We start from the raw sequence: 19,375 nt of genomic DNA, 5'->3' as shown, positions 1-19,375 counted from the left end.
TTTGTATTCGTTGGCTGCACAGGCTACGCTCGGCTCATGGATACCGTCTTGCGACATAAGGCCAACTGATGCCGTCTAACGGACAACAACCGTCCCCCCGTTCGATTCCCATGCTGGAACGTTTGCCACGGCCGCTGTACGCGCGGGCGGAAAGCCTTGGGGCCGGCTCCTGGACGCCGCGTCATCAGCATGATTGGGTGCAGTTTTCCTACGCGATCAGTGGCGTGCTCGGCGTGTACACCGCCGAAGGGAGTTACTTCGCACCACCGCAGTGGGGGGTATGGATACCGGCCGGGGTGGAGCACGAAGTGGTGACGTCGATGCAGGCCGAAATGCGCAGCCTTTATGTGCGTCGTGAGGACACCCAGTGGGCGCCGGGGCAGTGCCGTGTGCTGGAGGTCACGCCGCTGGCCCGGGAGTTGATCAAGCAGTTCTGCCTGTTACCGGTGGACTATCCCGAAGGTGAAAGCCCTGAAGCGCGGCTGGCGGGGGTTTTGCTCGATCAATTGCAGGCCTTGCCGGAGGTGGCGTTCTCCTTGCCGTTGCCCCAGCATCCACGTTTGCTGGAACTGTGCAACGAACTGCTCGCCAACCCGGAGCAGGGGCAAACCCTGGGGCAGTGGGCGCAACGCTTGAACACCTCGGAGAAAACCCTGATGCGCCTGTTCCAGCGTGAAACAGGCTTGAGTTTTCGCGGTTGGCGCCAGCGCATGCGCTTGCTGTCGTCGCTGACTGCGCTTGAGGCCGGGCAGAGTGTGACGGAAGCGGCATTGGGCTGTGGATATGACTCCACATCGGCCTACATTGCGGCGTTCAAGGGCTTGTTCGGCTTCACCCCGGGCGAGCTGCGCCTGTAGCTGGAAAAGGGTGCTAACGGTTTTTGTGAACGATTGTGCCGACAGAGTTACAAAAACTATGGCAAGTCGGCCGGTTTGCCGTTACAACGCAGTGCGGTCTTGCTACAGCGACAAGCCGGTGCCGTACTGGTGATCAACAAAAAATCTCGTGTCTGGCAGAACAGGACCCCCGACAAAAGCCGATGAAGACTCCAAAACGCATTGAACCCCTGGTTGAAGACGGACTGGTCGATGAAGTATTGCGACCGCTGATGAGCGGCAAAGAAGCCGCTGTGTACGTGGTGCGCTGCGGCCGCGAACTGCGTTGCGCCAAAGTCTACAAGGAAGCCAACAAACGCAGCTTTCGCCAGGCTGCCGAGTACCAGGAGGGACGCAAGGTCCGTAACAGCCGTCAGGCCCGGGCCATGGCCAAGGGCTCCAAGTATGGGCGCAAGGAGGCTGAAGACGCGTGGCAGAACGCTGAGGTGGCGGCCCTGTTCCGTCTGGCCAATGCCGGGGTGCGGGTGCCACGGCCGTACGACTTTCTCGACGGTGTGCTGCTGATGGAGCTGGTCGCGGATGAATTTGGCGATGCGGCGCCGCGGCTCAATGACGTGCACCTGGAGCCGGAGCAGGCGCGTGAATACCACACCTTCGTGGTGCGCCAGATCGTGCTGATGCTGTGTGCCGGCCTGGTACATGGCGACCTGTCGGAGTTCAACGTCCTGCTCGGCCCCGAGGGGCCGGTGATCATCGACTTGCCACAGGCAGTGGATGCCGCAGGCAACAACCACGCGTTCAGCATGCTCGAGCGTGATGTCGGCAACATGGCGGCTTATTTCGGACGTTTTGCCCCGGAACTCAAACAGACCCGCTATGCCCGTGAAATGTGGGCCCTGTATCAGGCTGGCGAACTGCTGCCAGATAGCGAACTGACGGGACAGTTCAAAGAAGAGCTGCACAGTGCCGACGTTGCCGGAGTGATGCGCGAAATCGACGCCGCACGTCTGGATGAAGCCCGCCGACGGGCCGTCAGGGAGGCCGCCGAGCACGGCGCGAGCAAAGACGAAGAGCCCGCGCCGCCGTGGCTGCAATGAGCCGTCAGTGACAACAGCTGCCGCCGGCTGCCAGGTCCTTGAGGATCGGGCAGTCCGGGCGGTCGTCGCCCTGGCAGTGGGCGACCAGTTCACTCAAGGTATCGCGCAGGCTCACAAGTTCCTCGATGCGCCGGTTGAGGTCGTCGATGTGCTGGCTGGCGAGGGCTTTGACATCGGCGCTGGCGCGCTGGCGGTCCTGCCACAGGGTCAGCAGGCGCGCGACTTCCTCAAGGGAAAATCCCAGGTCCCGCGAGCGTTTGATAAACGCCAGTTGGTGCAGGTCCTCCTGCTGGTACAGGCGATAGCCACTGTCGCTGCGCAGGGCCGGCTTGAGCAGGCCGATGGACTCGTAGTAGCGAATCATCTTGGCGCTCAATCCGGAGCGCCGGGCGGCTTGACCGATATTCATGAGGCATTGTCCTGCGGCGGGGTTTCGGGTTTCCAGGTCTTGAGCAACAGCGCATTGCTGACCACGCTGACGCTCGACAGCGCCATCGCCGCACCGGCCAGTACCGGATTGAGCATACCGAAGGCGGCCAGGGGAATGCCGATCAGGTTGTAGATAAAGGCCCAGAACAGGTTCTGGCGAATCTTCGCATAAGTCTTGCGGCTGATCTCCAGCGCCGCAGGCACCAGGCGCGGGTCACCCCGCATAAGGGTAATACCGGCAGCCTGCATGGCCACGTCGGTGCCACCGCCCATAGCGATACCGATGTCGGCAGCCGCCAGGGCCGGCGCATCGTTGATACCGTCGCCGACCATCGCCACCACACCCGATTGCTTGAGTGCCGTCACCGTGGCCGCCTTGTCGGCCGGCAGCACCTCGGCGTGCACATCGTCGATCCCCAACGCCAGGGCAACAACCTTGGCACTGCCACGGTTATCGCCAGTCAGCAGATGGCTGCTGATGCCCTGGTCGGCCAGTTGCTGAACGGCTTGCCCGGCACCGGGCTTGAGGCTGTCGCCAAACGCCAGCAGCCCCAGCACCTGTGCCTGCGGACCGCGCTCGATCAACCAGGACAACGTTCTGCCTTCGGCTTCCCAGGCCTGCGCGCTGGCAGCGAGCGCCCCGGGTTGCAGGCCGCACTCCTCAAGCAGACGTCGGTTGCCCAAAGCCAGTTCGCGGCCGTCGAGGCTGCCGGCGATACCGCGACCGGTAAGTGACTGGCTATTGCTGATATCAGCCACCGTCAGGCCCTGTTCTGCACAGGCATCGAGTACTGCCTTGGCCAGCGGGTGTTCGCTACCACGTTGCAGGGCGCCGGCCAGTTGTAGCAACTGCGCGGGTGCGCCGACGACAGCCTGGCTGTGAACAATGCGTGGACTGCCGGAGGTCAGGGTGCCGGTCTTGTCGAACACCACCCGGTTGACCGCGTGGGCGCGCTCCAGCGCTTCGGCATCTTTGATCAGAATGCCGTGACGGGCCGCAACCCCGGTACCGGCCATGATTGCTGTCGGCGTGGCCAGGCCCAGTGCGCAAGGACAGGCGATCACCAGCACGGCCACCGCATTGATAACTGCGGTTTCAATCGGGGCGCCGCTGAGCCACCAGCCAACCAGGGTGATCAGCGCCAGTACGAGCACGGCGGGCACGAACACCTGGCTGACCCGGTCGACCAGCTTCTGGATCGGTGCCTTGGCCGCCTGTGCGTCTTCGACCAGGCGGATGATTCGCGCCAATACGGTTTCCGTCCCCAGCGCCAGAGTACGGACAATCAGCCGCCCTTCGCCGTTGATCGCCCCACCGGTGACCTTGTCGCCGGGCTGCTTTGGCACCGGCAGGCTTTCGCCGCTGATCAGTGCTTCATCGGCGTGGCTCTGGCCTTCGACCACCTCGCCGTCAACGGCAAAGCGTTCGCCAGGTTTGACCACCACCAGATCCTGCAGGCGCAGCTCGCTGATCGCCACATCGCGTTCCTGGCCATCGACCAGCAACAGGGCTCGTTCCGGGCGGAGGGCTTCCAGGGCTCGGATGGCACTGGCAGTCTGGCGTTTGGCGCGGCTTTCCAGGTACTTGCCGAGCAACACCAGCGCGATCACCACGGCGGAGGCTTCAAAGTACAAGTGGGGCATCACCCCGGGGCTTGCCTGTGCCCATTCATACAGGCTCAGGCCGTAGCCAGCGCTGGTCCCGATGGCGACCAGAAGGTCCATGTTGCCGGCACCGGCGCGAACAGCTTTCCAGGCTGCGACATAGAAACGTGCGCCGAGAATGAACTGCACCGGTGTGGCCAGAACGAACTGCGCCCAGGCCGGTAACATCCAGTGCACGCCGAACGGTTGCAGGAGCATCGGCAACACCAGCGGCAAAGCCAGTAATACGGCAAGCGCCACCGACCAGCGCTCCTTACGCAGGCGTCGCTCGGCATCGACCTGATTGGTCTGGGTGCTCTGGGGCAAACTGGCTGAATAGCCCGCGCGGGTGACCGCATCGATCAGCACGCTGCTGTCGAGGTGGCCGAGCAGTTGCAGGTGGGCACGTTCGTTGGCCAGGTTGACGCTGACCTGTTGAACCCCGGCAACCTTACTGAGTGCGCGTTCGACCCGGCCAGCACAGGAGGCGCAGGTCATGCCCTGGATCTGCAGTTCCAGGGTCTGGCTGGGAACATGGTAGCCGGCCTGTTCGACGGCCTCGACCAGCGCCGGCAAGCTATCGGCGGGGGCTTGAATCCGCGCCTGTTCGGTGGCGAGGTTGACACTGACCTGTTCGGCGCCGCTGACTTTGCGCAGGGCGCGCTCGACCCGGCCAGCGCAACTGGCGCAGGTCATACCGGCAATGGGCAGATCGAAAGTGGTAGATGCAGACATGGGCACTCCTCCTTGGACAGGCCTCCAGCATCAACCTTGCCATGCGGGGAAGGTCAATAGCCCAAGCCGGCCTTGATCAGTTTGAGTCCATCTTGATCGACGGCGATCCGGTATTTATTGATCTGGCCCGCCTGCAACGTCAGTGGCGTACTGCGCTGATTCTCGATGCCGGGCTGGCAGCCCGGTACATGGCCCGGGAGGTAGCGCAAGCGTACATCCAGTCTGCCCGGCGGCAGGTTGAACGAAGTCGATTGCTCCTGGAACACCCGGCCGGCCAGTTGGTCGTTGATGTACACGCCAATCTCGCACGAGGTGGCCACTTCCAGGCGCTCGCGGGAAATGATCAGAATGCTGTAGTCGCTTGGCCCGGCGGCGTGGGCCTGAGTAAACAGACCGAAAATACCCAGCAAGCCGAAAAAGCCGAAAGCTGCCCTGCGCATGAATTGAAACTCCTGCATCGTCAATCGTCAGGTTCGCAGCTTGGCCGACCCGGGCGACGATTTCCAGCCCGGCAGGTTGTCTAGGATCTTGACCTTGCCCCGGTGGCAAGCTTGAAACTTGTTTCAAATCCACAGGAGGCAATCCCCATGCAAGTGTTCAACGTTCAAGGAATGACCTGCGGCCATTGCGTCAAGGCCGTGACTCGCGCTGTTCAGGCTCAGGATGCTGAGGCCATTGTCGAAGTCGACCTGGGCCAGAAGCAGGTCAAGGTGCAGAGCGCGTTGCCAACCCCGGAAATTCTTCAACTGATCCGTGAAGAGGGCTACCAAGCCGAAGCGGTCTGAGCCCATTTGCCCGCGCCGGGCACGAAAAGATTCGCGGCGCGGGCACAACTCTTCACAGCCAAACCCCGGCGGGGCGGTTAGACTAGCGGACTTGCTTAGCCTGCTATGGATTTCCGATGAACCTGCGAACCATTTTGATTCTGGGCGCCTTGAGTGCGTTCGGCCCCCTGGCGATTGATTTCTACCTGCCAGGTTTCCCGGCCATGGCGCTGGCATTCGCTACCGACGAAAAACACATTCAGACCACCCTGGCGGTGTACTTCCTCGGTTTGTCCATCGGTCAACTGGTCTATGGCCCAATGGCTGACCGTTTTGGTCGCCGGGTTCCGCTGCTGATCGGCGTCAGCCTGTTTACCCTGGCCTCGCTGGCCTGTGCGTTTGCCCCCACCCTGGACGCGCTGATCCTGGCGCGCTTTGTCCAGGCGCTGGGCGGGTGTGCCGGCATGGTGCTGTCGCGGGCGATTGTCAGTGACAAATGCGATGCGGTGGCGTCGGCCAAAGTGTTTTCCCAGCTGATGCTGGTGATGGGCCTGGCGCCTATCCTGGCGCCGATGCTGGGCGGCGTGCTGGTCAATGCGTTTGGCTGGCAGTCGATCTTCATCGCCCTGACCCTGTTCAGCGCCTTGTGCAGCCTGGCCGTTACGCTCGGGCTGCCCGAGAGCTTGCCGGCGACTCAGCCGCGTCAGCCGCTCTCGGGTGCGCTGCGCCAATACGGCAGTTTGCTCAAGGACCGCATTTTTCTCGGGCATGCCCTGACCGGAGGCATCGCCCTGGCGGGCATGTTCGCCTACATCGCGGGCTCGCCGTTTGTGTTTATCAAGCTCTATGGCGTGCCTGCCGAGCACTATGGCTGGTTGTTCGGCAGCAACGCGGCGGGGTTCATTCTGGTCGCTCAGGTTAACGCCCGGCTGCTGGCCAAGCGCGGGCCGGCATTTTTGCTGGCGCGTACCGTGTGGGTGTACCTGTTGGCGGGCTTGGCTTTGCTGGCTGTCAGCGCGTTGCAACCGGTGCGGCTGTGGCCTCTGCTCATTCCGCTGTTCGTCTGTATTGCCAGCCTGGGGTGCATCATCCCCAACGCGTCGGCCTGCGCCATGAACGGGCAGGGAGCACGTGCCGGGAGTGCTTCAGCATTGCTTGGCAGTGTGCAGTTCAGTGTCGCCGCAGGGGCTGCGGCAATGGTCAGTCTGCTGCACGACGGTACGGCGGTGCCGATGGCCTTGGTCATCAGCGTGTGTGGCCTGGTGGCGGTGGCGATAGCAATGGCCACCCGGCGCTTGCAGTTCAGCCGAGCTGTTTGAGCGGATGGGGCGCCTGTAGACGGGTCTGCAAGGTATTGACGAAGGTCCGGGCTTCGGCTTCGCTGCGAAAGCTCACCACGTGCTGGTCCAGTCGAACTTGCCACGGGCAGCCGGGTTTCTGGCTTGATGCACTGACTTGAATGATCATCGTTGCACACCTGCGGTTAGCGTTGGCTGAAGAATTGTAGCGCTGCCTGCTGGCCGGGAAATGATCTGGGTCAGTTGTCGGACTGACGGTCACGCCCACCCCGAAATCGAGGTGGGCGTGTTGTTTCAGAAGGTTTCAGAAGCCTTCGAGAACGATCTTGCCTTTGGCTGCGCCGCTTTCCAGTAAAGCGTGGGCGCGGCGCAGGTTGGCCGCATTGATGGTGCCGTAGTGCTCGCCGAGGGTAGTTTTGAGGGTGCCGGCATCGATCAGCTCGGCGACCCGGTTGAGCAGGTGATGCTGCTCGATCATGTCAGCAGTCTCGAACAGCGAGCGGGTGTACATGAACTCCCAATGCAGCGACAGGCTCTTGCGCTTGAGCAGGCCGACATCCAGCTGTTTTGGGTCATCGATCAATGCCAGCTTGCCTTGCGGTGCCAGCGCCTCGACCAGTTGCGCCAGGTGCTGGTCTGTCTGGGTCAGGCTGGCCACATGGGTCACGTGATCGATGCCTTGCGCCTTCAGTGCCTCAGCCAGTGGCTGGCTGTGATCGACCACCAGGTTGGCGCCTAACTGCTCGACCCATTCACGGGTCTGTGGACGCGAAGCGGTACCGATCACAGTGAGTCCGGTCAACTGACGGGCCAGCTGGGTCAGGATCGAGCCGACACCGCCCGCCGCGCCGACGATCAACAGGCGCTGGCCAAGATCAGCCTGGCCTTCAGCTACCTGAAGGCGCTCGAACAGAAGCTCCCAGGCGGTGATGGCGGTCAACGGCAGGGCTGCCGCTTCGGCAAAACTCAGGGTCTTGGGCATATGGCCGACGATGCGCTCGTCGACGACATGCAGTTCACTGTTTGCCCCGGCGCGGGCGATGGAGCCTGCGTAGTAAACCTTGTCGCCGGGTTGGAACAGGCTGACGTCGCTGCCCACGGCCTTGACCACACCCGCCACATCCCAACCCAGCACTTTGGCCACCCCGGCTTCGGGCTGCACGTTGTTGCGCACTTTGGTATCGACCGGGTTGACCGAGATGGCGCGCACCTCCACTAGCAGATCGCGTGGGCCGGGTGCCGGGGTCGGCAGTTCAATGTCCTGCAGCGAGGCCGGATCGGTGATGGGCAACGAGTGGTAGTAGGCAATGGCTTTCATGGGGGTCGTTCTTTGAACAGGAGTGAGGGCGCCATGATTGGCGCTTTTACTTTTAGTTAAAAGTCGCTAGAACAAGAGATACTTTCAATATTTTTTTGATAATGGCGCCGCCCCATGCGATTCGATGACCTGCAATTGTTTGTGCGCACCGCCGAGCTGGGTAGCCTGTCAGCCGCGGCGCGCCTGCTCGATCTCTCTCCGGCGGTGGCCAGTGCCGCGCTTAAACGTCTTGAACAGCAACTCGGTACGCGTTTGCTAGCCCGTTCTACCCGCAACTTGCGCCTGACGGCGGAAGGCGAGGTTTTTTTGCAGCATGCGCGCAGCGCGCTGGCGAGCCTTGAGGAAGGGCGGCGCCAACTGGTGCGGGGGCAAGATGAAGTCAGTGGCGTCTTGCAGCTTTCTGCGCCTTCTGACTTCGGTCGCAATGTGCTGTTGCCCTGGCTGGATGAACTGCAGCGCGACCACCCGAAACTGTCCGTGCGCTTGCTGTTGGGCGACCGCAATGCCGACTTGTTTCGTCAGGCTGCGGACATCGCCTTGCGCTACGGCACGCCGGAAGATTCAAGCCTGGTGGCGTTACCCCTGTGCCCGGACAATCGACGGGTATTGTGCGCGTCGCCCGCCTATCTTGAGTGCTACGGTGAACCGAAGGCGTTGGGCGACCTGGCTCAGCACAATTGCCTGCTCTACCAGTTGGGCAGTCGTGTGCACGATTATTGGCAGTTTGGGCAGGGGGCGGGAGCCGTGGGGGTCAGCGTGAGCGGTGACCGCTTTTGTGATGATGCCGATGTGGTTCGCCGGTGGGCACTGGCTGGCCACGGGATCGCCTACAAATCCTGGCTGGATGTGGCCTCTGATGTGCGTTCAGGGCGCTTGAAGGTGCTGTTGGGGCACCTGCGGGGAGAACCTGCACCGTTGAACCTGATCTGCACACATCGGGCGCAAGTAGGCAAGCCGGTGCAGCTACTGCGTAATCTGCTCAGGGCGCGTTGTCAGCTCCTGTTTGAACAGTTGAAACAGGTGAGCCTGTAGTGTGCTCGGTATTATTGCAGAGCTTGCTTAAAAGTTTGTAGCTTTTGTGTGCGTTGTTTGTAGGTTTAATTTCAACTTTTTTTATGGCCAGCTATTTGGTTGTTGTAATAAAGAGGTGTGGGCTGCGGTTTTGCAACAATCATTACCGGACTTGTCAACTATTATCCGGCATGGATTATTGTTCTGGTTTGCAAGAACAGGACGGATTTACTCCTTGCGTGCCGATGACGAAGGAAATTGTTTCCCCGTGGCGGCTTATAATGGATCCAGCAGTCGTTTCCAGCGTGAGGAACTTCCATGCCAACGGCCAGCACGTATTGCTCTCACTCTGACTTTTATTTTTTAAGTACGGGTTATAGCTGAGCCAATATTACAACTTCCAACCGCTCTGGCATCGGGAACCTCGCAGTAAATGCTGCTGACATGGTTATTCAATCGATATCAGATGTGATCTCGCAGGGAGTTGAGATATGAAACCTGTAACAAGTATTAGCCAGATTGCCAGCCTGCTTGCCGACCCAAAACGTAGCGCGATGCTCTGGGCATTGATCGATGGCATGGCACGGCCCTCTGATGAACTGGCAGTCATGACCGGCCTGACGCCATCTTCGGCCAGTGCGCACCTGGCAAAACTGTCCGCCAGCGGCTTGCTAAAACTTGAGCCCCGAGGGCGAAAGCGATACTTCAGGCTGGCCGGGCCTGAAGTTGGCGCAGCCGTGGAGGCGCTCGCCAGTGTTCAGGTTACCGGCCGGGATCAAGGGGCGGCCCAGGCGTGTGTCGAAGTGCCCTTGTCCATGCGCCGGGCCCGGTTGTGTGGTGATCACCTGGGCGGCGAATTGGCGGCTGATCTCTATCAGCGTTTGTACGATGCCGGCTGGCTTGAGGGCGTGGAGCAGCAGGCTGAAGTGACGTCGGAAGGGCGTCGGCAGTTTGCTCGCCACGGCATTTTTATCGACGCGTTTGCCCGTTATCAATGCAAAGGCCTAAGTAGTTGTCGGTGCGGCAGCGAATGGAACGATCATCGTCCGCACCTGGGCGGCGCTTTGGGCAGCGGTTTGATGAAGCTGTTCATGCAGTCCGGGTGGATTCGCGAAAACGAGACTTCGCGCCTGCTGCAAATCAGTGCGACCGGTATCCGCCAGATCAACCAGATGGCACAACCCAGGGTGTTGCAGTCGGTGAGCTAGGCGGCATTCGCCGGGCATCGCGGGATCTGCTGGCTTGTGCAGCAGTTCCCGCGATGTGGCTGAGGGGTGTTATGGCTTGATCAGACGTGCATCCAGACTGTTTTGCGCCAGGCGTTGAGCCTGGTCCTGGGTCATGCCCAGATGGGTATGCAGCGCATGGAAGTTTTCGGTCACATAGCCACCGAAATACGCCGGGTCATCCGAGTTGACCGTTACTTTCACGCCACGCTCGAGCATGTCGAGGATGTTGTGCTGGCTCATGTGGTCAAATACGCACAGTTTGGTATTGGACAACGGGCAAACGGTCAGGGGGATCTGCTCATCGATGATGCGCTGCATCAGTCGTTCGTCTTCGATGGCACGCACGCCGTGGTCGATACGCTGGATCTTGAGCAGGTCGATGGCTTCCCAGATGTACTCGGGAGGACCTTCTTCGCCAGCGTGGGCCACGGTCAGGAAACCTTCACTACGGGCACGGTCGAAGACACGCTGGAACTTGCTGGGCGGGTGACCCATTTCCGAGCTGTCCAGGCCGACGGCGATAAAGGCATCGCGAAATGGCATGGCCTGATCGAGGGTCTTGTGTGCTTCCTCTTCGCTCAAGTGACGCAGGAAACTGAGGATCAGGCCACTGGTGATGCCCAGCTGCTGCTGACCGTCTTTGAGTGCACGGCTGATGCCGTTGAGTACCACTTCGAAGGCAATGCCCCGATCAGTGTGGGTTTGCGGGTCGAAGAACGGTTCGGTGTGAATCACGTTCTGTGCTTTGCAGCGCAGCAGGTAGGCCCAGGTCAGGTCGTAGAAATCCTGCTCGGTGCGCAGCACATCGGCGCCCTGGTAATAGAGGTCGAGAAATTCCTGCAGGTTGTTGAAGGCATAGGCCGAGCGCAAGGCTTCGACATCGTTCCACGGCAGGGCAATCTTGTTGCGTTCAGCCAGGGCGAACAGCAGCTCGGGCTCCAGCGATCCTTCCAGGTGCAGGTGCAATTCTGCCTTGGGCAGCGCGTTAAGCCAGTCGTACATAAACTCGGTTTCTCATCAGGTGCGGTTGGCGGCATTCTACAGGGGTTGTGCAGTACTGGAGGAGAAAGCTGACCGGGCGCTACATGTCGCAATCCCGCTTCAGTGGCTACAGTCATGTTGCCTGCCTTCACTTGAGCCCTGTTGCCGATGCTCACCCTTTTGAATCAGGAAAAGCCGTTGCTGCTGGCTGTGTTGCTGGCAGTGCTGGCCTGGCCGCTGCAAGGCCAGTTGCTTGGGCATGGCCACACGGTCGCGCTACTGAGCGGGCTGGTGCTGGTGATGGCGATCATTTGCGCGTCAATGCGCGTTGCCCAGCACGCAGAAGTGCTGGCCGAGAAGGTTGGCGATCCTTACGGCACGATGATCCTGACCTTGTCGGCGGTGATGGTCGAAGTGCTGGTGCTGGCGATCATGATGAGCAACCAGTCATCGCCCACCCTTGTGCGTGACACCATCTACTCGGCGGTGATGCTCGACATCAACGGCATTCTTGGCCTGGCGGCCCTCATGGGCGGTCTCAAGCATGGGGAACAGTCGTACAACGATGATTCGGCACGTACTTACAGCGTAATGATCATGACTGCCATGGGGGTCTCGATGGTGGTGCCCGAGTTCATTCCCCGAGGTGACTGGAAGCTGTATTCGGCCTTCACCATTGCCGCCATGCTGTTGCTGTACGCGTTGTTCCTGCGTATGCAGGTCGGGCCGCACAGCTATTTCTTCAGCTACAGCTATCCGCAGAAAAAACGCCGGAACCCTTCGCCGATACCGACCAGCAAAGTGCGTTCGATGGTGATCCTGGTGGCCGGCGTGGTGATCATCGGCGTGTTGGCGGAAACCATGTCTCATCCACTGGAGTATGGCCTGGAGGGCAGCGGTGCACCGCCGGTGTTGATGGCCATTGTGGTGGCTACCATCTCGGCAGCGCCGGAGATTCTCACCGCCTTGCGAGCAGCGTTGGCCAACCGTATGCAGTCGGTAGTCAATATTGCCATGGGCGCATCGCTGTCCACGGTGATACTGACGGTCCCGCTGATGGAGGCGATGGCGCTCTACACCGGTCAGCCGTTTCAGATGGCCATGACGCCGGTGCAGACCGTGATGATTTCCATCACCCTGATTGTCAGTGCAATCAACCTCAACGATGGCGAAACCAACGCCATCGAGGGCATGACTCACTTTGTGCTGTTCGCCACCTTTATCCTGCTGGCCACGCTTGGGCTCTGACTGATTGACTCACCAGATCAGGCTATCGCCCTTGTAGTTGATAAAGTGCAGGCCGCCTTTGCCAGTGTTGGCATTTATCTGTTCAACCATGCCACGGGTGCTGGTCAGCACATCGATCTCGGCATTTTCGCCGCCCATGTCGGTCTTGACCCAACCCGGGTGCATGGCCAGTACGGTCTGCGTGGGCTGATTCAGGGTCACAAAACTGTTGATCATCGAGTTCAGTGCCGCTTTGCTGGCTTTGTACAGGCACATCTCGCTGCCGTCGGGAATGGCAATGCTGCCGAGGATCGAGCTCATGAAGGCCAGCACGCCATCGCTGCGCAGTTGCGGGTTGAAGCGCTGGGCGACGCGGATGGGCGATACGGCATTGGTCATGAACAGGTCGCCGACATCGGCCAGTTTTGCGCGCTCGGCATTCTGGTCGCCTGGGCCCATGATCCCGGCGTTCACGAACAGCAGGTCGAAAGTCTGACCTTGCAGTTTTTTTTGCAGTGCATCGAGTTGCTCGGTGCTGTTCATCTCCAGGGTATGCACCCGGACGCCAGTAATTGCCGACAATGCGGGGGCGTTCTCTGGGTTGCGGACCGTGGCGTCGACGTCCCACCCGTCTTCCTTGAGACGCTGCACCAGACCGAGCCCGAGGCCGCGTGAAGCGCCGATGATCAGGGCGGTTTTGTTCGAAGGCATGAAGGAACTCCTTTCTAGGGGTGAGTCGTTGATCAAAGAATAACCAGTCTAGTCAAACCGTGGCCGAACAGGCCATTGAAGAAGGGTTACACGGCTTATCCACAGCTTGCTCCACAGTATCTGTGAGCAATCACAGCATGTGGATATAAGTGCCTATCGGCTTCTTCCAGGCGGCAATAAATGGGGATAACTGACTGATTTTTAGGCGGTTGGGAGGCTGTCATCAAATCTTGATCAAAATATGATCGTTTGCGTGAAAGCCACGTAAATCAAGGGGCGCAGGGGAATGCTCAGAGCTTATCCACAGCCGGGCCCACAGTGAATGTGGGCAATTGTTCAGCGACGTTCGAGCAGGATCCGCCCGCGGCTAAGGTCGGCCAGGTAACGCTGCAACGGTTCGATCTGCTCTTCGCCAAGCGCGAGCAGCAGGTCGACGCCATTGGCGGTGAATGTTTCGTTCAAGACCAGGCCATCGGCCTCGCTCACGCGGAGTTTGAGCAGAGCCAGTTCGCTGAAGCTGCAACTGCAACTGACTTCGCTGCGGCTCACCAGCAAGCGTTTCTCGGCTTGCTGCAAGCACTTGTTGGCGCCGCCGCCGTAGGCCCGGGCCAGGCCGCCGGTGCCCAGTTGAATGCCGCCATACCAACGGATCACCAGGACCACGACCTGATCACAGTCCTGGGCTTCGATGGCGGCGAGGATGGGCCGGCCGGCCGTGCCGCCGGGTTCGCCATCGTCACTGCTGCGATACTGCGCGCCCAGCTTCCAGGCCCAGCAGTTGTGGGTGGCAGCCAGGTCGCTGTGCCGTTCAATGAAGCTCATGGCCTCGGCGGCACTGTTGATCGGCGCCGCCAGGGTAATAAAGCGGCTCTTGCGAATCTCTTCGCGAAACTCGCAGGTGTCGAGCAGGGTAAAAGGCATAAACGCAGATTCGGTCTCAGGGTTTCAGGCCACAGCCTTTGAGAATAATGTGGATAAGATTGTTGCTGGCATCTTCCATGTCTTGCTTGGTCAGGCGGCTGCGGCCGGTGACCTGGCAGATCTGGGTGGCGAAGTCGGCATAGTGCTGAGTACTGCCCCAGAGCAGGAATATCAGGTGAACCGGGTCGACCGGGTCCATTTTTCCGGCATCGATCCAGGCTTGAAACACCGCCGCCCGGCCTTTGAACCAGTCGCGGTAATCCTGGCTGAAGTAATCGCTCAGGCATTGACCACCGCTGATGATCTCCATGGCGAAGATTCGCGAGGCCTGAGGATTGCGCCGGGAGAATTCCATTTTGGTGCGGATGTAGGTGCTCAGCGCGGTTGCCGGATCGTCCTCGACGCTCAAGGTGTTGAAGGTGCTGTCCCACAGTTCGAGGATGTTGCTAAGCACCGCCACATATAGGCTGAGCTTGTTGGTGAAGTAGTAGTGCAGGTTCGCTTTGGGCAAGCCGGCCTTGAGGGCAATCGTGTTCATGCTGGTGCCCTTGAAACCGTGTCGGGCGAACTCATCTTCGGCCGCCTGGATGATGGCTTGTTCGTTCTTCTGACGAATGCGCCCGGCGGGCTTGCCCGGGGCGGTGACACGATGCGCAGGGACTTCAAAGGACATGGGCGGTTCCAGTCAAGGCAATGGGTATCACTTCCAAAGGGCTAACCTACCAGCATTAGCCCTCAGCGAGTAGCCGCCAGGCTTTCCAGAAAGCTTTCCAGCACCAGATGCGGACGCCGTCCTTTGCGCGTTACCCAGCACAGGCTCAGGTCGTAGAAGCGCTGGGTCGGTTTGAGTGCGCGCAACCGCCCCTGTTGCACCCAGAAGCTGGCGTAGTGATCCGGCAGATAGCCGATGTAGCGCCCGGTGAGAATCAGGAATGCCATGCCTTCACGGTCCGAGGCGCTGGCGGTGCAGTTCAGCGCCTGATAGTGCGCCTGGATATCGGCTGGCAGCCGGAATGTCGGGGCAATGGCGTCCTGTGTATTGAGCCGGTCGTCATCCAGCTGACGGTCATCGGCATAAAACAGGGGGTGGCCCACGGCGCAATAAAGCAGCGAGCGTTCGCTGTACAGCGGCTGATATTCCAACCCCGACAGCGGGCTGGTCTGCGGTACCACGCCGACATGCAGGCTGCCGTCGAGCACCCCTTGTTCAACTTGGCTGGGGGCAATCATGCGAATCTGAATGCGCACATCCGGGCCGCGGTCTTTGAGCTGGGCCAGGGCATGGGTGATCCGCATGTGCGGCAAGGTCACCAGGTTGTCGGTCAGGCCGATGTTCAGCTCACCGCGCAAGTGTTGGTGCAGGCCGTTGACCTCGGTGCGAAAACTCTCCAGGGCGCTGAGCAGTTGCAGCGCCGACTGATAGACCTCGCGGCCTTCCTCTGTCAGGGAAAAGCCGGCGCGCCCGCGTTGGCAAAGGCGCAGCCCCAGGCGTTGCTCTAGGTCGCTCATCTGCTGGCTGATCGCGGAGCGGCCGATACCCAGCACGTTCTCTGCCGCGGAAAAACCGCCGCACTCCACCACGCTGCGGTAGATCTTGAGCAGGCGAATATCGAAATCGCTGACTTGAGCGAGTGGATCAGGGCGGCGGCTCATAGTTTAGTGATCATCAACCTGAAGATTAGAAAAGTTGGCTTTTCCAGACTTTATCCGCGTGACAACTTAGTCGCAACAACACTTTCGCTGCTCAATTTCCTTGCGAGGACTTGCCCGATGAATCTGCCTGAAAACGCTCCTGTCGGTCTGGCCAGCCAGCTGAAGCTGGACGCCCACTGGATGCCCTACACCGCCAACCGCAATTTTCAGCGCGATCCACGGTTGATCGTCGCTGCCGAAGGCAGCTACCTGACCGACGACAAAGGCCGCAAGGTATTCGACTCGCTGTCGGGCCTGTGGACCTGCGGCGCCGGGCACACCCGCAAGCAGATCCAGGAAGCGGTATCGCGCCAGCTGGGCGTGCTCGACTACTCGCCGGCGTTCCAGTTCGGTCACCCGCTGTCGTTCCAGTTGGCCGAGAAGATCACCGACCTGACCCCAGGCAATCTCAATCACGTCTTCTATACCAACTCCGGTTCCGAGTGCTGTGACACCGCGTTGAAGATGGTCCGTGCCTACTGGCGCCTCAAAGGCCAGGCCACCAAGACCAAGATGATCGGCCGTGCCCGTGGCTACCACGGTGTGAACATTGCCGGCACCAGCCTCGGCGGCGTCAACGGCAACCGTAAACTGTTCGGCCAACTGCTCGATGTTGACCACATCCCGCACACCTTGCTGGCCAGCAACGCGTTCACCAAGGGCATGCCGGAAGAGGGCGGTATCGCCCTGGCTGACGAAATGCTCAAAGTGATCGAGCTGCACGACGCCTCGAACATCGCCGCGCTGATCGTCGAGCCGCTGGCCGGTTCGGCCGGTGTACTGCCGCCACCCAAGGGCTACCTGAAGCGTCTGCGCGAAATCTGCGACCAGCACAACATCCTGTTGATCTTCGACGAAGTGATCACCGGCTTCGGCCGTATGGGGGCAATGACCGGTGCTGAAGCCTTCGGTGTGACCCCGGACCTGATGTGCATCGCCAAACAAGTCACCAACGGCGCGATTCCGATGGGTGCAGTGATTGCCAGCAGCGAGATCTATCAGACCTTCATGAACCAGCCAACGCCGGAATACGCCGTGGAGTTCCCTCACGGCTACACCTACTCGGCTCACCCGGTTGCCTGCGCCGCAGGTCTCGCCGCGCTGGAACTGCTGGAGAAGGAAAACCTGGTGCAGGCCGCCGCCGAACTGGCGCCGCACTTCGAGAAAGTGCTGCACGGCGTCAAGGGTGCGAAGAACGTCATCGACATCCGTAACTATGGCCTGGCGGGTGCCATCCAGATTGCCGCTCGTGACGGTGATGCCATCGTGCGTCCGTACGAGATCGCCATGAAACTGTGGCAAGCCGGCTTCTATGTGCGCTTTGGTGGTGACACCCTGCAGTTTGGCCCGACCTTCAACAGCCAGCCGCAGGAACTGGATCGTCTGTTCGACGCCGTCGGCGAAGCGATCAACCAGGTCTCCTGATCCTTACCCCTTTCTATATAAGAAGAGGACGCGAGTTCGCTCGCGTCCAGCTACAGCCCCTTTCTGGAGTTCTGCATGAGCACTGTTCAACATTTGATCCATGGCGAGCTGGTTGCTGCTGATGAGCGCACCGCGGATGTTTTCAACCCGTCGACTGGCCAGGCTATCCACAAAGTCGCGCTGGCCAGCAAGCAAACCGTCCAGCAGGCAATCGACTCGGCCAAGTCTGCGTTCCCGGCCTGGCGCAACACGCCACCGGCCAAGCGCGCTCAAGTGATGTTCCGCTTCAAACAACTGCTGGAACAGAATGAAGCGCGTATCTCGCAGCTGATCAGCGAAGAACACGGCAAGACCCTTGAAGACGCCGCTGGCGAGCTCAAGCGCGGTATCGAGAACGTCGAGTTCGCCTGCGCGGCCCCGGAAGTGCTCAAGGGCGAGTACAGCCGCAACGTTGGCCCGAACATTGATGCCTGGTCCGACTTCCAGCCGCTGGGTGTGGTTGCCGGTATCACGCCGTTCAACTTCCCGGCCATGGTACCGCTGTGGATGTACCCGCTGGCCATTGCCTGTGGCAACTGCTTCATTCTCAAACCGTCTGAGCGTGACCCAAGCTCGACGCTGCTGATTGCCCAACTGCTGCACGAAGCCGGTCTGCCTAATGGCGTGCTGAACGTGGTGCATGGTGACAAAGAGGCGGTCGATGCGCTGATCGAGGCGCCAGAGGTAAAGGCTCTGTCGTTTGTGGGCTCGACGCCGATTGCCGAGTACATCTATAGCGAAGGCACCAAGCGCGGCAAGCGCGTTCAGGCCCTGGGTGGTGCGAAGAACCACGCGGTGCTGATGCCGGATGCCGACCTGGACAACGCGGTCAGTGCTCTGATGGGCGCTGCCTACGGATCTTGCGGCGAGCGTTGCATGGCCATCTCCGTGGCTGTTTGCGTTGGTGACCAGGTAGCCGATGCACTGATCGCCAAGCTGGAGCCGCAAATCAAGGCGCTGAAAATCGGTGCCGGCACGTCCTGCGGCCTGGACATGGGGCCGCTGGTTACAGCAGCAGCGCGTGACAAAGTGGTTGGCTACATCGACGACGGCGTTGCCGCCGGAGCGCAGTTGGTTGTGGATGGTCGTGGCTTCCGTGTTGCCGGTAACGAAGATGGTTACTTTGTAGGTGGCACGCTGTTCGACCGCGTGACCCCGGAGATGCGCATCTATAAAGAAGAAATCTTCGGGCCGGTTCTGTGCGTGGTTCGGGTCAACAGCCTGGAAGAGGCAATGCGCCTGATCAACGAACACGAATACGGCAACGGCACCTGCATCTTCACCCGCGACGGTGAAGCAGCGCGCCTGTTCTGTGACGAGATCGAAGTGGGCATGGTCGGCGTCAACGTACCGCTGCCTGTGCCGGTGGCTTACCACAGCTTCGGTGGCTGGAAGCGTTCACTGTTTGGCGACCTCCATGCTTATGGCCCGGACGGTGTGCGTTTCTACACCCGTCGCAAGGCGATTACCCAGCGTTGGCCGCAGCGTGCCAGCCATGAAGCGTCGCAGTTCGCGTTCCCTAGCCTTTAAGGCGGGTGAACAAAGGGGGAGGCCGACAGGCCTCCCCCTTTGTTTTTGGGGTTTTTGACCTTTGCGACAGATTTATTGCAATTAAGCCTTGACGCACCGTTTTATCTCTCTATAATTCGCCCCACTTCCGGCGTAGTCGGAACGGAAAACTCCTTGAGATTCAACGAGTTAGATGTTCCAGGTAGTACCGGAGGGGCTTCGATCGAAAGATCGGCAGCGGTGAAAAAGGTGGTTGACAGCGGATTGAAACGCTGTAGAATTCGCCTCCCGCTGACGAGAGATCGCAGCGAGTTAAGCGGTTGAAGTTGAAAGAGAAATTCTGAAAAACTTCAAAATAAACGCTTGACAGACACTGAGGAAGGCGTAGAATGCGCGCCTCGGTTGAAGCGAAAGGCTTCAACCACCGCTCTTTAACAATCGAATCAAGCAATTCGTGTGGGTGCTTGTGACTCAGACTGATAGTCAGAAAGATTATCAGCATCACAAGT

The 19,375-nt window shown here is 60.2% G+C and carries 19 protein-coding genes; 9 read left to right on the top strand and 10 right to left on the bottom strand.

Going from position 1 to position 19,375, the window contains the following annotated elements; genetic code table 11:
• Positions 1-68: 68 nt before the first annotated feature.
• Together DM813_RS00215 and DM813_RS00210 are read left to right on the top strand one after the other, a co-directional pair.
• Positions 69-857 carry an AraC family transcriptional regulator gene (locus tag DM813_RS00215; RefSeq protein ID WP_128321443.1) on the top strand — a complete coding sequence of 263 codons (789 nt, stop codon included), beginning with the start codon at positions 69-71 and terminating at the stop codon, positions 855-857.
• Positions 858-1,039: 182 nt separating this feature from the next.
• Entirely contained in the window at positions 1,040-1,933 is an 894-nt protein-coding gene (locus DM813_RS00210) for a PA4780 family RIO1-like protein kinase (protein WP_128321442.1), read from the top strand.
• 4 nt (positions 1,934-1,937) lie between these two features.
• Here DM813_RS00210 and cueR read toward each other — a convergent pair whose 3' ends face one another.
• From cueR to DM813_RS00195, 3 genes are read right to left on the bottom strand one after another with little or no spacing between them, the layout of a single operon-like run.
• On the bottom strand, positions 1,938-2,342 hold the full coding sequence (gene cueR / locus DM813_RS00205; protein WP_010221738.1) for a Cu(I)-responsive transcriptional regulator: 405 nt from the start codon (positions 2,340-2,342) through the stop codon (positions 1,938-1,940).
• Positions 2,339-4,741 carry a heavy metal translocating P-type ATPase gene (locus tag DM813_RS00200; RefSeq protein WP_128321441.1) on the bottom strand — a complete coding sequence of 801 codons (2,403 nt, stop codon included), beginning with the start codon at positions 4,739-4,741 and terminating at the stop codon, positions 2,339-2,341. Before DM813_RS00200 ends, cueR begins: the two co-directional genes overlap by 4 nt.
• A 53-nt stretch (positions 4,742-4,794) precedes the next feature.
• On the bottom strand, positions 4,795-5,181 hold the full coding sequence (locus DM813_RS00195; protein WP_128321440.1) for a hypothetical protein: 387 nt from the start codon (positions 5,179-5,181) through the stop codon (positions 4,795-4,797).
• 147 nt (positions 5,182-5,328) lie between these two features.
• Between DM813_RS00195 and DM813_RS00190 the strand changes: the two genes are divergently transcribed.
• The gene (locus tag DM813_RS00190; RefSeq protein ID WP_128321439.1) at positions 5,329-5,526 is read left to right on the top strand and encodes a heavy-metal-associated domain-containing protein; all 198 of its coding nucleotides are present in this window, start codon (positions 5,329-5,331) and stop codon (positions 5,524-5,526) included.
• A 116-nt stretch (positions 5,527-5,642) separates the two neighbouring features.
• Positions 5,643-6,824, top strand: coding sequence for a multidrug effflux MFS transporter (locus DM813_RS00185; RefSeq protein ID WP_128321438.1), 1,182 nt, complete (start codon positions 5,643-5,645; stop codon positions 6,822-6,824).
• On the opposite strand, the gene DM813_RS28390 is transcribed toward DM813_RS00185, so the two are convergent.
• On the bottom strand, positions 6,808-6,972 hold the full coding sequence (locus tag DM813_RS28390) for a hypothetical protein (RefSeq protein ID WP_164897193.1): 165 nt from the start codon (positions 6,970-6,972) through the stop codon (positions 6,808-6,810). The genes DM813_RS00185 and DM813_RS28390 overlap by 17 nt on opposite strands.
• Positions 6,973-7,107: 135 nt before the next feature.
• On the bottom strand, positions 7,108-8,121 hold the full coding sequence (locus tag DM813_RS00180) for a zinc-binding alcohol dehydrogenase family protein (RefSeq protein WP_128321437.1): 1,014 nt from the start codon (positions 8,119-8,121) through the stop codon (positions 7,108-7,110).
• Positions 8,122-8,235: 114 nt separating this feature from the next.
• Between DM813_RS00180 and DM813_RS00175 the strand changes: the two genes are divergently transcribed.
• Both DM813_RS00175 and DM813_RS00170 read left to right on the top strand, forming a co-directional pair.
• Positions 8,236-9,153 carry a LysR family transcriptional regulator gene (locus DM813_RS00175; protein WP_128321436.1) on the top strand — a complete coding sequence of 306 codons (918 nt, stop codon included), beginning with the start codon at positions 8,236-8,238 and terminating at the stop codon, positions 9,151-9,153.
• Between the two features lie 470 nt (positions 9,154-9,623).
• Entirely contained in the window at positions 9,624-10,340 is a 717-nt protein-coding gene (locus DM813_RS00170) for an ArsR/SmtB family transcription factor (protein ID WP_128321435.1), read from the top strand.
• Between the two features lie 69 nt (positions 10,341-10,409).
• On the opposite strand, the gene DM813_RS00165 is transcribed toward DM813_RS00170, so the two are convergent.
• Entirely contained in the window at positions 10,410-11,363 is a 954-nt protein-coding gene (locus tag DM813_RS00165; RefSeq protein WP_128321434.1) for an adenosine deaminase, read from the bottom strand.
• Positions 11,364-11,510: 147 nt separating this feature from the next.
• On the opposite strand from DM813_RS00165, the gene DM813_RS00160 reads away from it, so the two are divergent.
• On the top strand, positions 11,511-12,590 hold the full coding sequence (locus tag DM813_RS00160; RefSeq protein ID WP_128321433.1) for a calcium:proton antiporter: 1,080 nt from the start codon (positions 11,511-11,513) through the stop codon (positions 12,588-12,590).
• Positions 12,591-12,599: 9 nt separating this feature from the next.
• On the opposite strand, the gene DM813_RS00155 is transcribed toward DM813_RS00160, so the two are convergent.
• The 4 genes from DM813_RS00155 to DM813_RS00140 form a co-directional block, all read right to left on the bottom strand.
• Positions 12,600-13,280 carry an SDR family oxidoreductase gene (locus tag DM813_RS00155; RefSeq protein ID WP_128321432.1) on the bottom strand — a complete coding sequence of 227 codons (681 nt, stop codon included), beginning with the start codon at positions 13,278-13,280 and terminating at the stop codon, positions 12,600-12,602.
• A gap of 336 nt (positions 13,281-13,616) precedes the next feature.
• On the bottom strand, positions 13,617-14,201 hold the full coding sequence (locus tag DM813_RS00150) for an IMPACT family protein (protein ID WP_128321431.1): 585 nt from the start codon (positions 14,199-14,201) through the stop codon (positions 13,617-13,619).
• A gap of 16 nt (positions 14,202-14,217) precedes the next feature.
• Entirely contained in the window at positions 14,218-14,874 is a 657-nt protein-coding gene (locus DM813_RS00145; RefSeq protein WP_128321430.1) for a TetR/AcrR family transcriptional regulator, read from the bottom strand.
• A 62-nt stretch (positions 14,875-14,936) separates the two neighbouring features.
• Positions 14,937-15,854, bottom strand: coding sequence for a LysR family transcriptional regulator (locus tag DM813_RS00140; RefSeq protein ID WP_128321429.1), 918 nt, complete (start codon positions 15,852-15,854; stop codon positions 14,937-14,939).
• A gap of 117 nt (positions 15,855-15,971) precedes the next feature.
• On the opposite strand from DM813_RS00140, the gene DM813_RS00135 reads away from it, so the two are divergent.
• Positions 15,972-17,318: an aspartate aminotransferase family protein gene (locus DM813_RS00135; protein WP_128321428.1), complete on the top strand. Its 1,347-nt coding sequence runs from the start codon at positions 15,972-15,974 to the stop codon at positions 17,316-17,318.
• A gap of 75 nt (positions 17,319-17,393) precedes the next feature.
• Positions 17,394-18,887: a CoA-acylating methylmalonate-semialdehyde dehydrogenase gene (locus tag DM813_RS00130; RefSeq protein ID WP_128321427.1), complete on the top strand. Its 1,494-nt coding sequence runs from the start codon at positions 17,394-17,396 to the stop codon at positions 18,885-18,887.
• Positions 18,888-19,375: the final 488 nt, after the last annotated feature.

Source organism: Pseudomonas alkylphenolica (genome assembly GCF_004025535.1).
Taxonomy (GTDB): domain Bacteria; phylum Pseudomonadota; class Gammaproteobacteria; order Pseudomonadales; family Pseudomonadaceae; genus Aquipseudomonas; species Aquipseudomonas alkylphenolica_A.
Note: the sequence above shows the minus strand (reverse complement) of the source record. Positions and strands in the feature narration are given on the sequence as shown.

Coding starts and splice junctions, on each gene's coding strand:
- DM813_RS00160 (WP_128321433.1), top strand. CDS start 11,511: ATGCTCACCCTTTTGAATCAGGAAAAGCCGTTGCTGCTGGCTGTGTTG.
- DM813_RS00175 (WP_128321436.1), top strand. CDS start 8,236: ATGCGATTCGATGACCTGCAATTGTTTGTGCGCACCGCCGAGCTGGGT.
- DM813_RS00145 (WP_128321430.1), bottom strand. CDS start 14,874: ATGTCCTTTGAAGTCCCTGCGCATCGTGTCACCGCCCCGGGCAAGCCC.
- DM813_RS00135 (WP_128321428.1), top strand. CDS start 15,972: ATGAATCTGCCTGAAAACGCTCCTGTCGGTCTGGCCAGCCAGCTGAAG.
- DM813_RS00140 (WP_128321429.1), bottom strand. CDS start 15,854: ATGAGCCGCCGCCCTGATCCACTCGCTCAAGTCAGCGATTTCGATATT.
- DM813_RS00190 (WP_128321439.1), top strand. CDS start 5,329: ATGCAAGTGTTCAACGTTCAAGGAATGACCTGCGGCCATTGCGTCAAG.
- DM813_RS00130 (WP_128321427.1), top strand. CDS start 17,394: ATGAGCACTGTTCAACATTTGATCCATGGCGAGCTGGTTGCTGCTGAT.
- DM813_RS00200 (WP_128321441.1), bottom strand. CDS start 4,741: ATGTCTGCATCTACCACTTTCGATCTGCCCATTGCCGGTATGACCTGC.
- DM813_RS00180 (WP_128321437.1), bottom strand. CDS start 8,121: ATGAAAGCCATTGCCTACTACCACTCGTTGCCCATCACCGATCCGGCC.
- DM813_RS00185 (WP_128321438.1), top strand. CDS start 5,643: ATGAACCTGCGAACCATTTTGATTCTGGGCGCCTTGAGTGCGTTCGGC.
- DM813_RS00195 (WP_128321440.1), bottom strand. CDS start 5,181: ATGCGCAGGGCAGCTTTCGGCTTTTTCGGCTTGCTGGGTATTTTCGGT.
- DM813_RS00170 (WP_128321435.1), top strand. CDS start 9,624: ATGAAACCTGTAACAAGTATTAGCCAGATTGCCAGCCTGCTTGCCGAC.
- cueR (WP_010221738.1), bottom strand. CDS start 2,342: ATGAATATCGGTCAAGCCGCCCGGCGCTCCGGATTGAGCGCCAAGATG.
- DM813_RS00150 (WP_128321431.1), bottom strand. CDS start 14,201: ATGCCTTTTACCCTGCTCGACACCTGCGAGTTTCGCGAAGAGATTCGC.
- DM813_RS00165 (WP_128321434.1), bottom strand. CDS start 11,363: ATGTACGACTGGCTTAACGCGCTGCCCAAGGCAGAATTGCACCTGCAC.
- DM813_RS00210 (WP_128321442.1), top strand. CDS start 1,040: ATGAAGACTCCAAAACGCATTGAACCCCTGGTTGAAGACGGACTGGTC.
- DM813_RS00215 (WP_128321443.1), top strand. CDS start 69: ATGCCGTCTAACGGACAACAACCGTCCCCCCGTTCGATTCCCATGCTG.
- DM813_RS00155 (WP_128321432.1), bottom strand. CDS start 13,280: ATGCCTTCGAACAAAACCGCCCTGATCATCGGCGCTTCACGCGGCCTC.
- DM813_RS28390 (WP_164897193.1), bottom strand. CDS start 6,972: ATGATCATTCAAGTCAGTGCATCAAGCCAGAAACCCGGCTGCCCGTGG.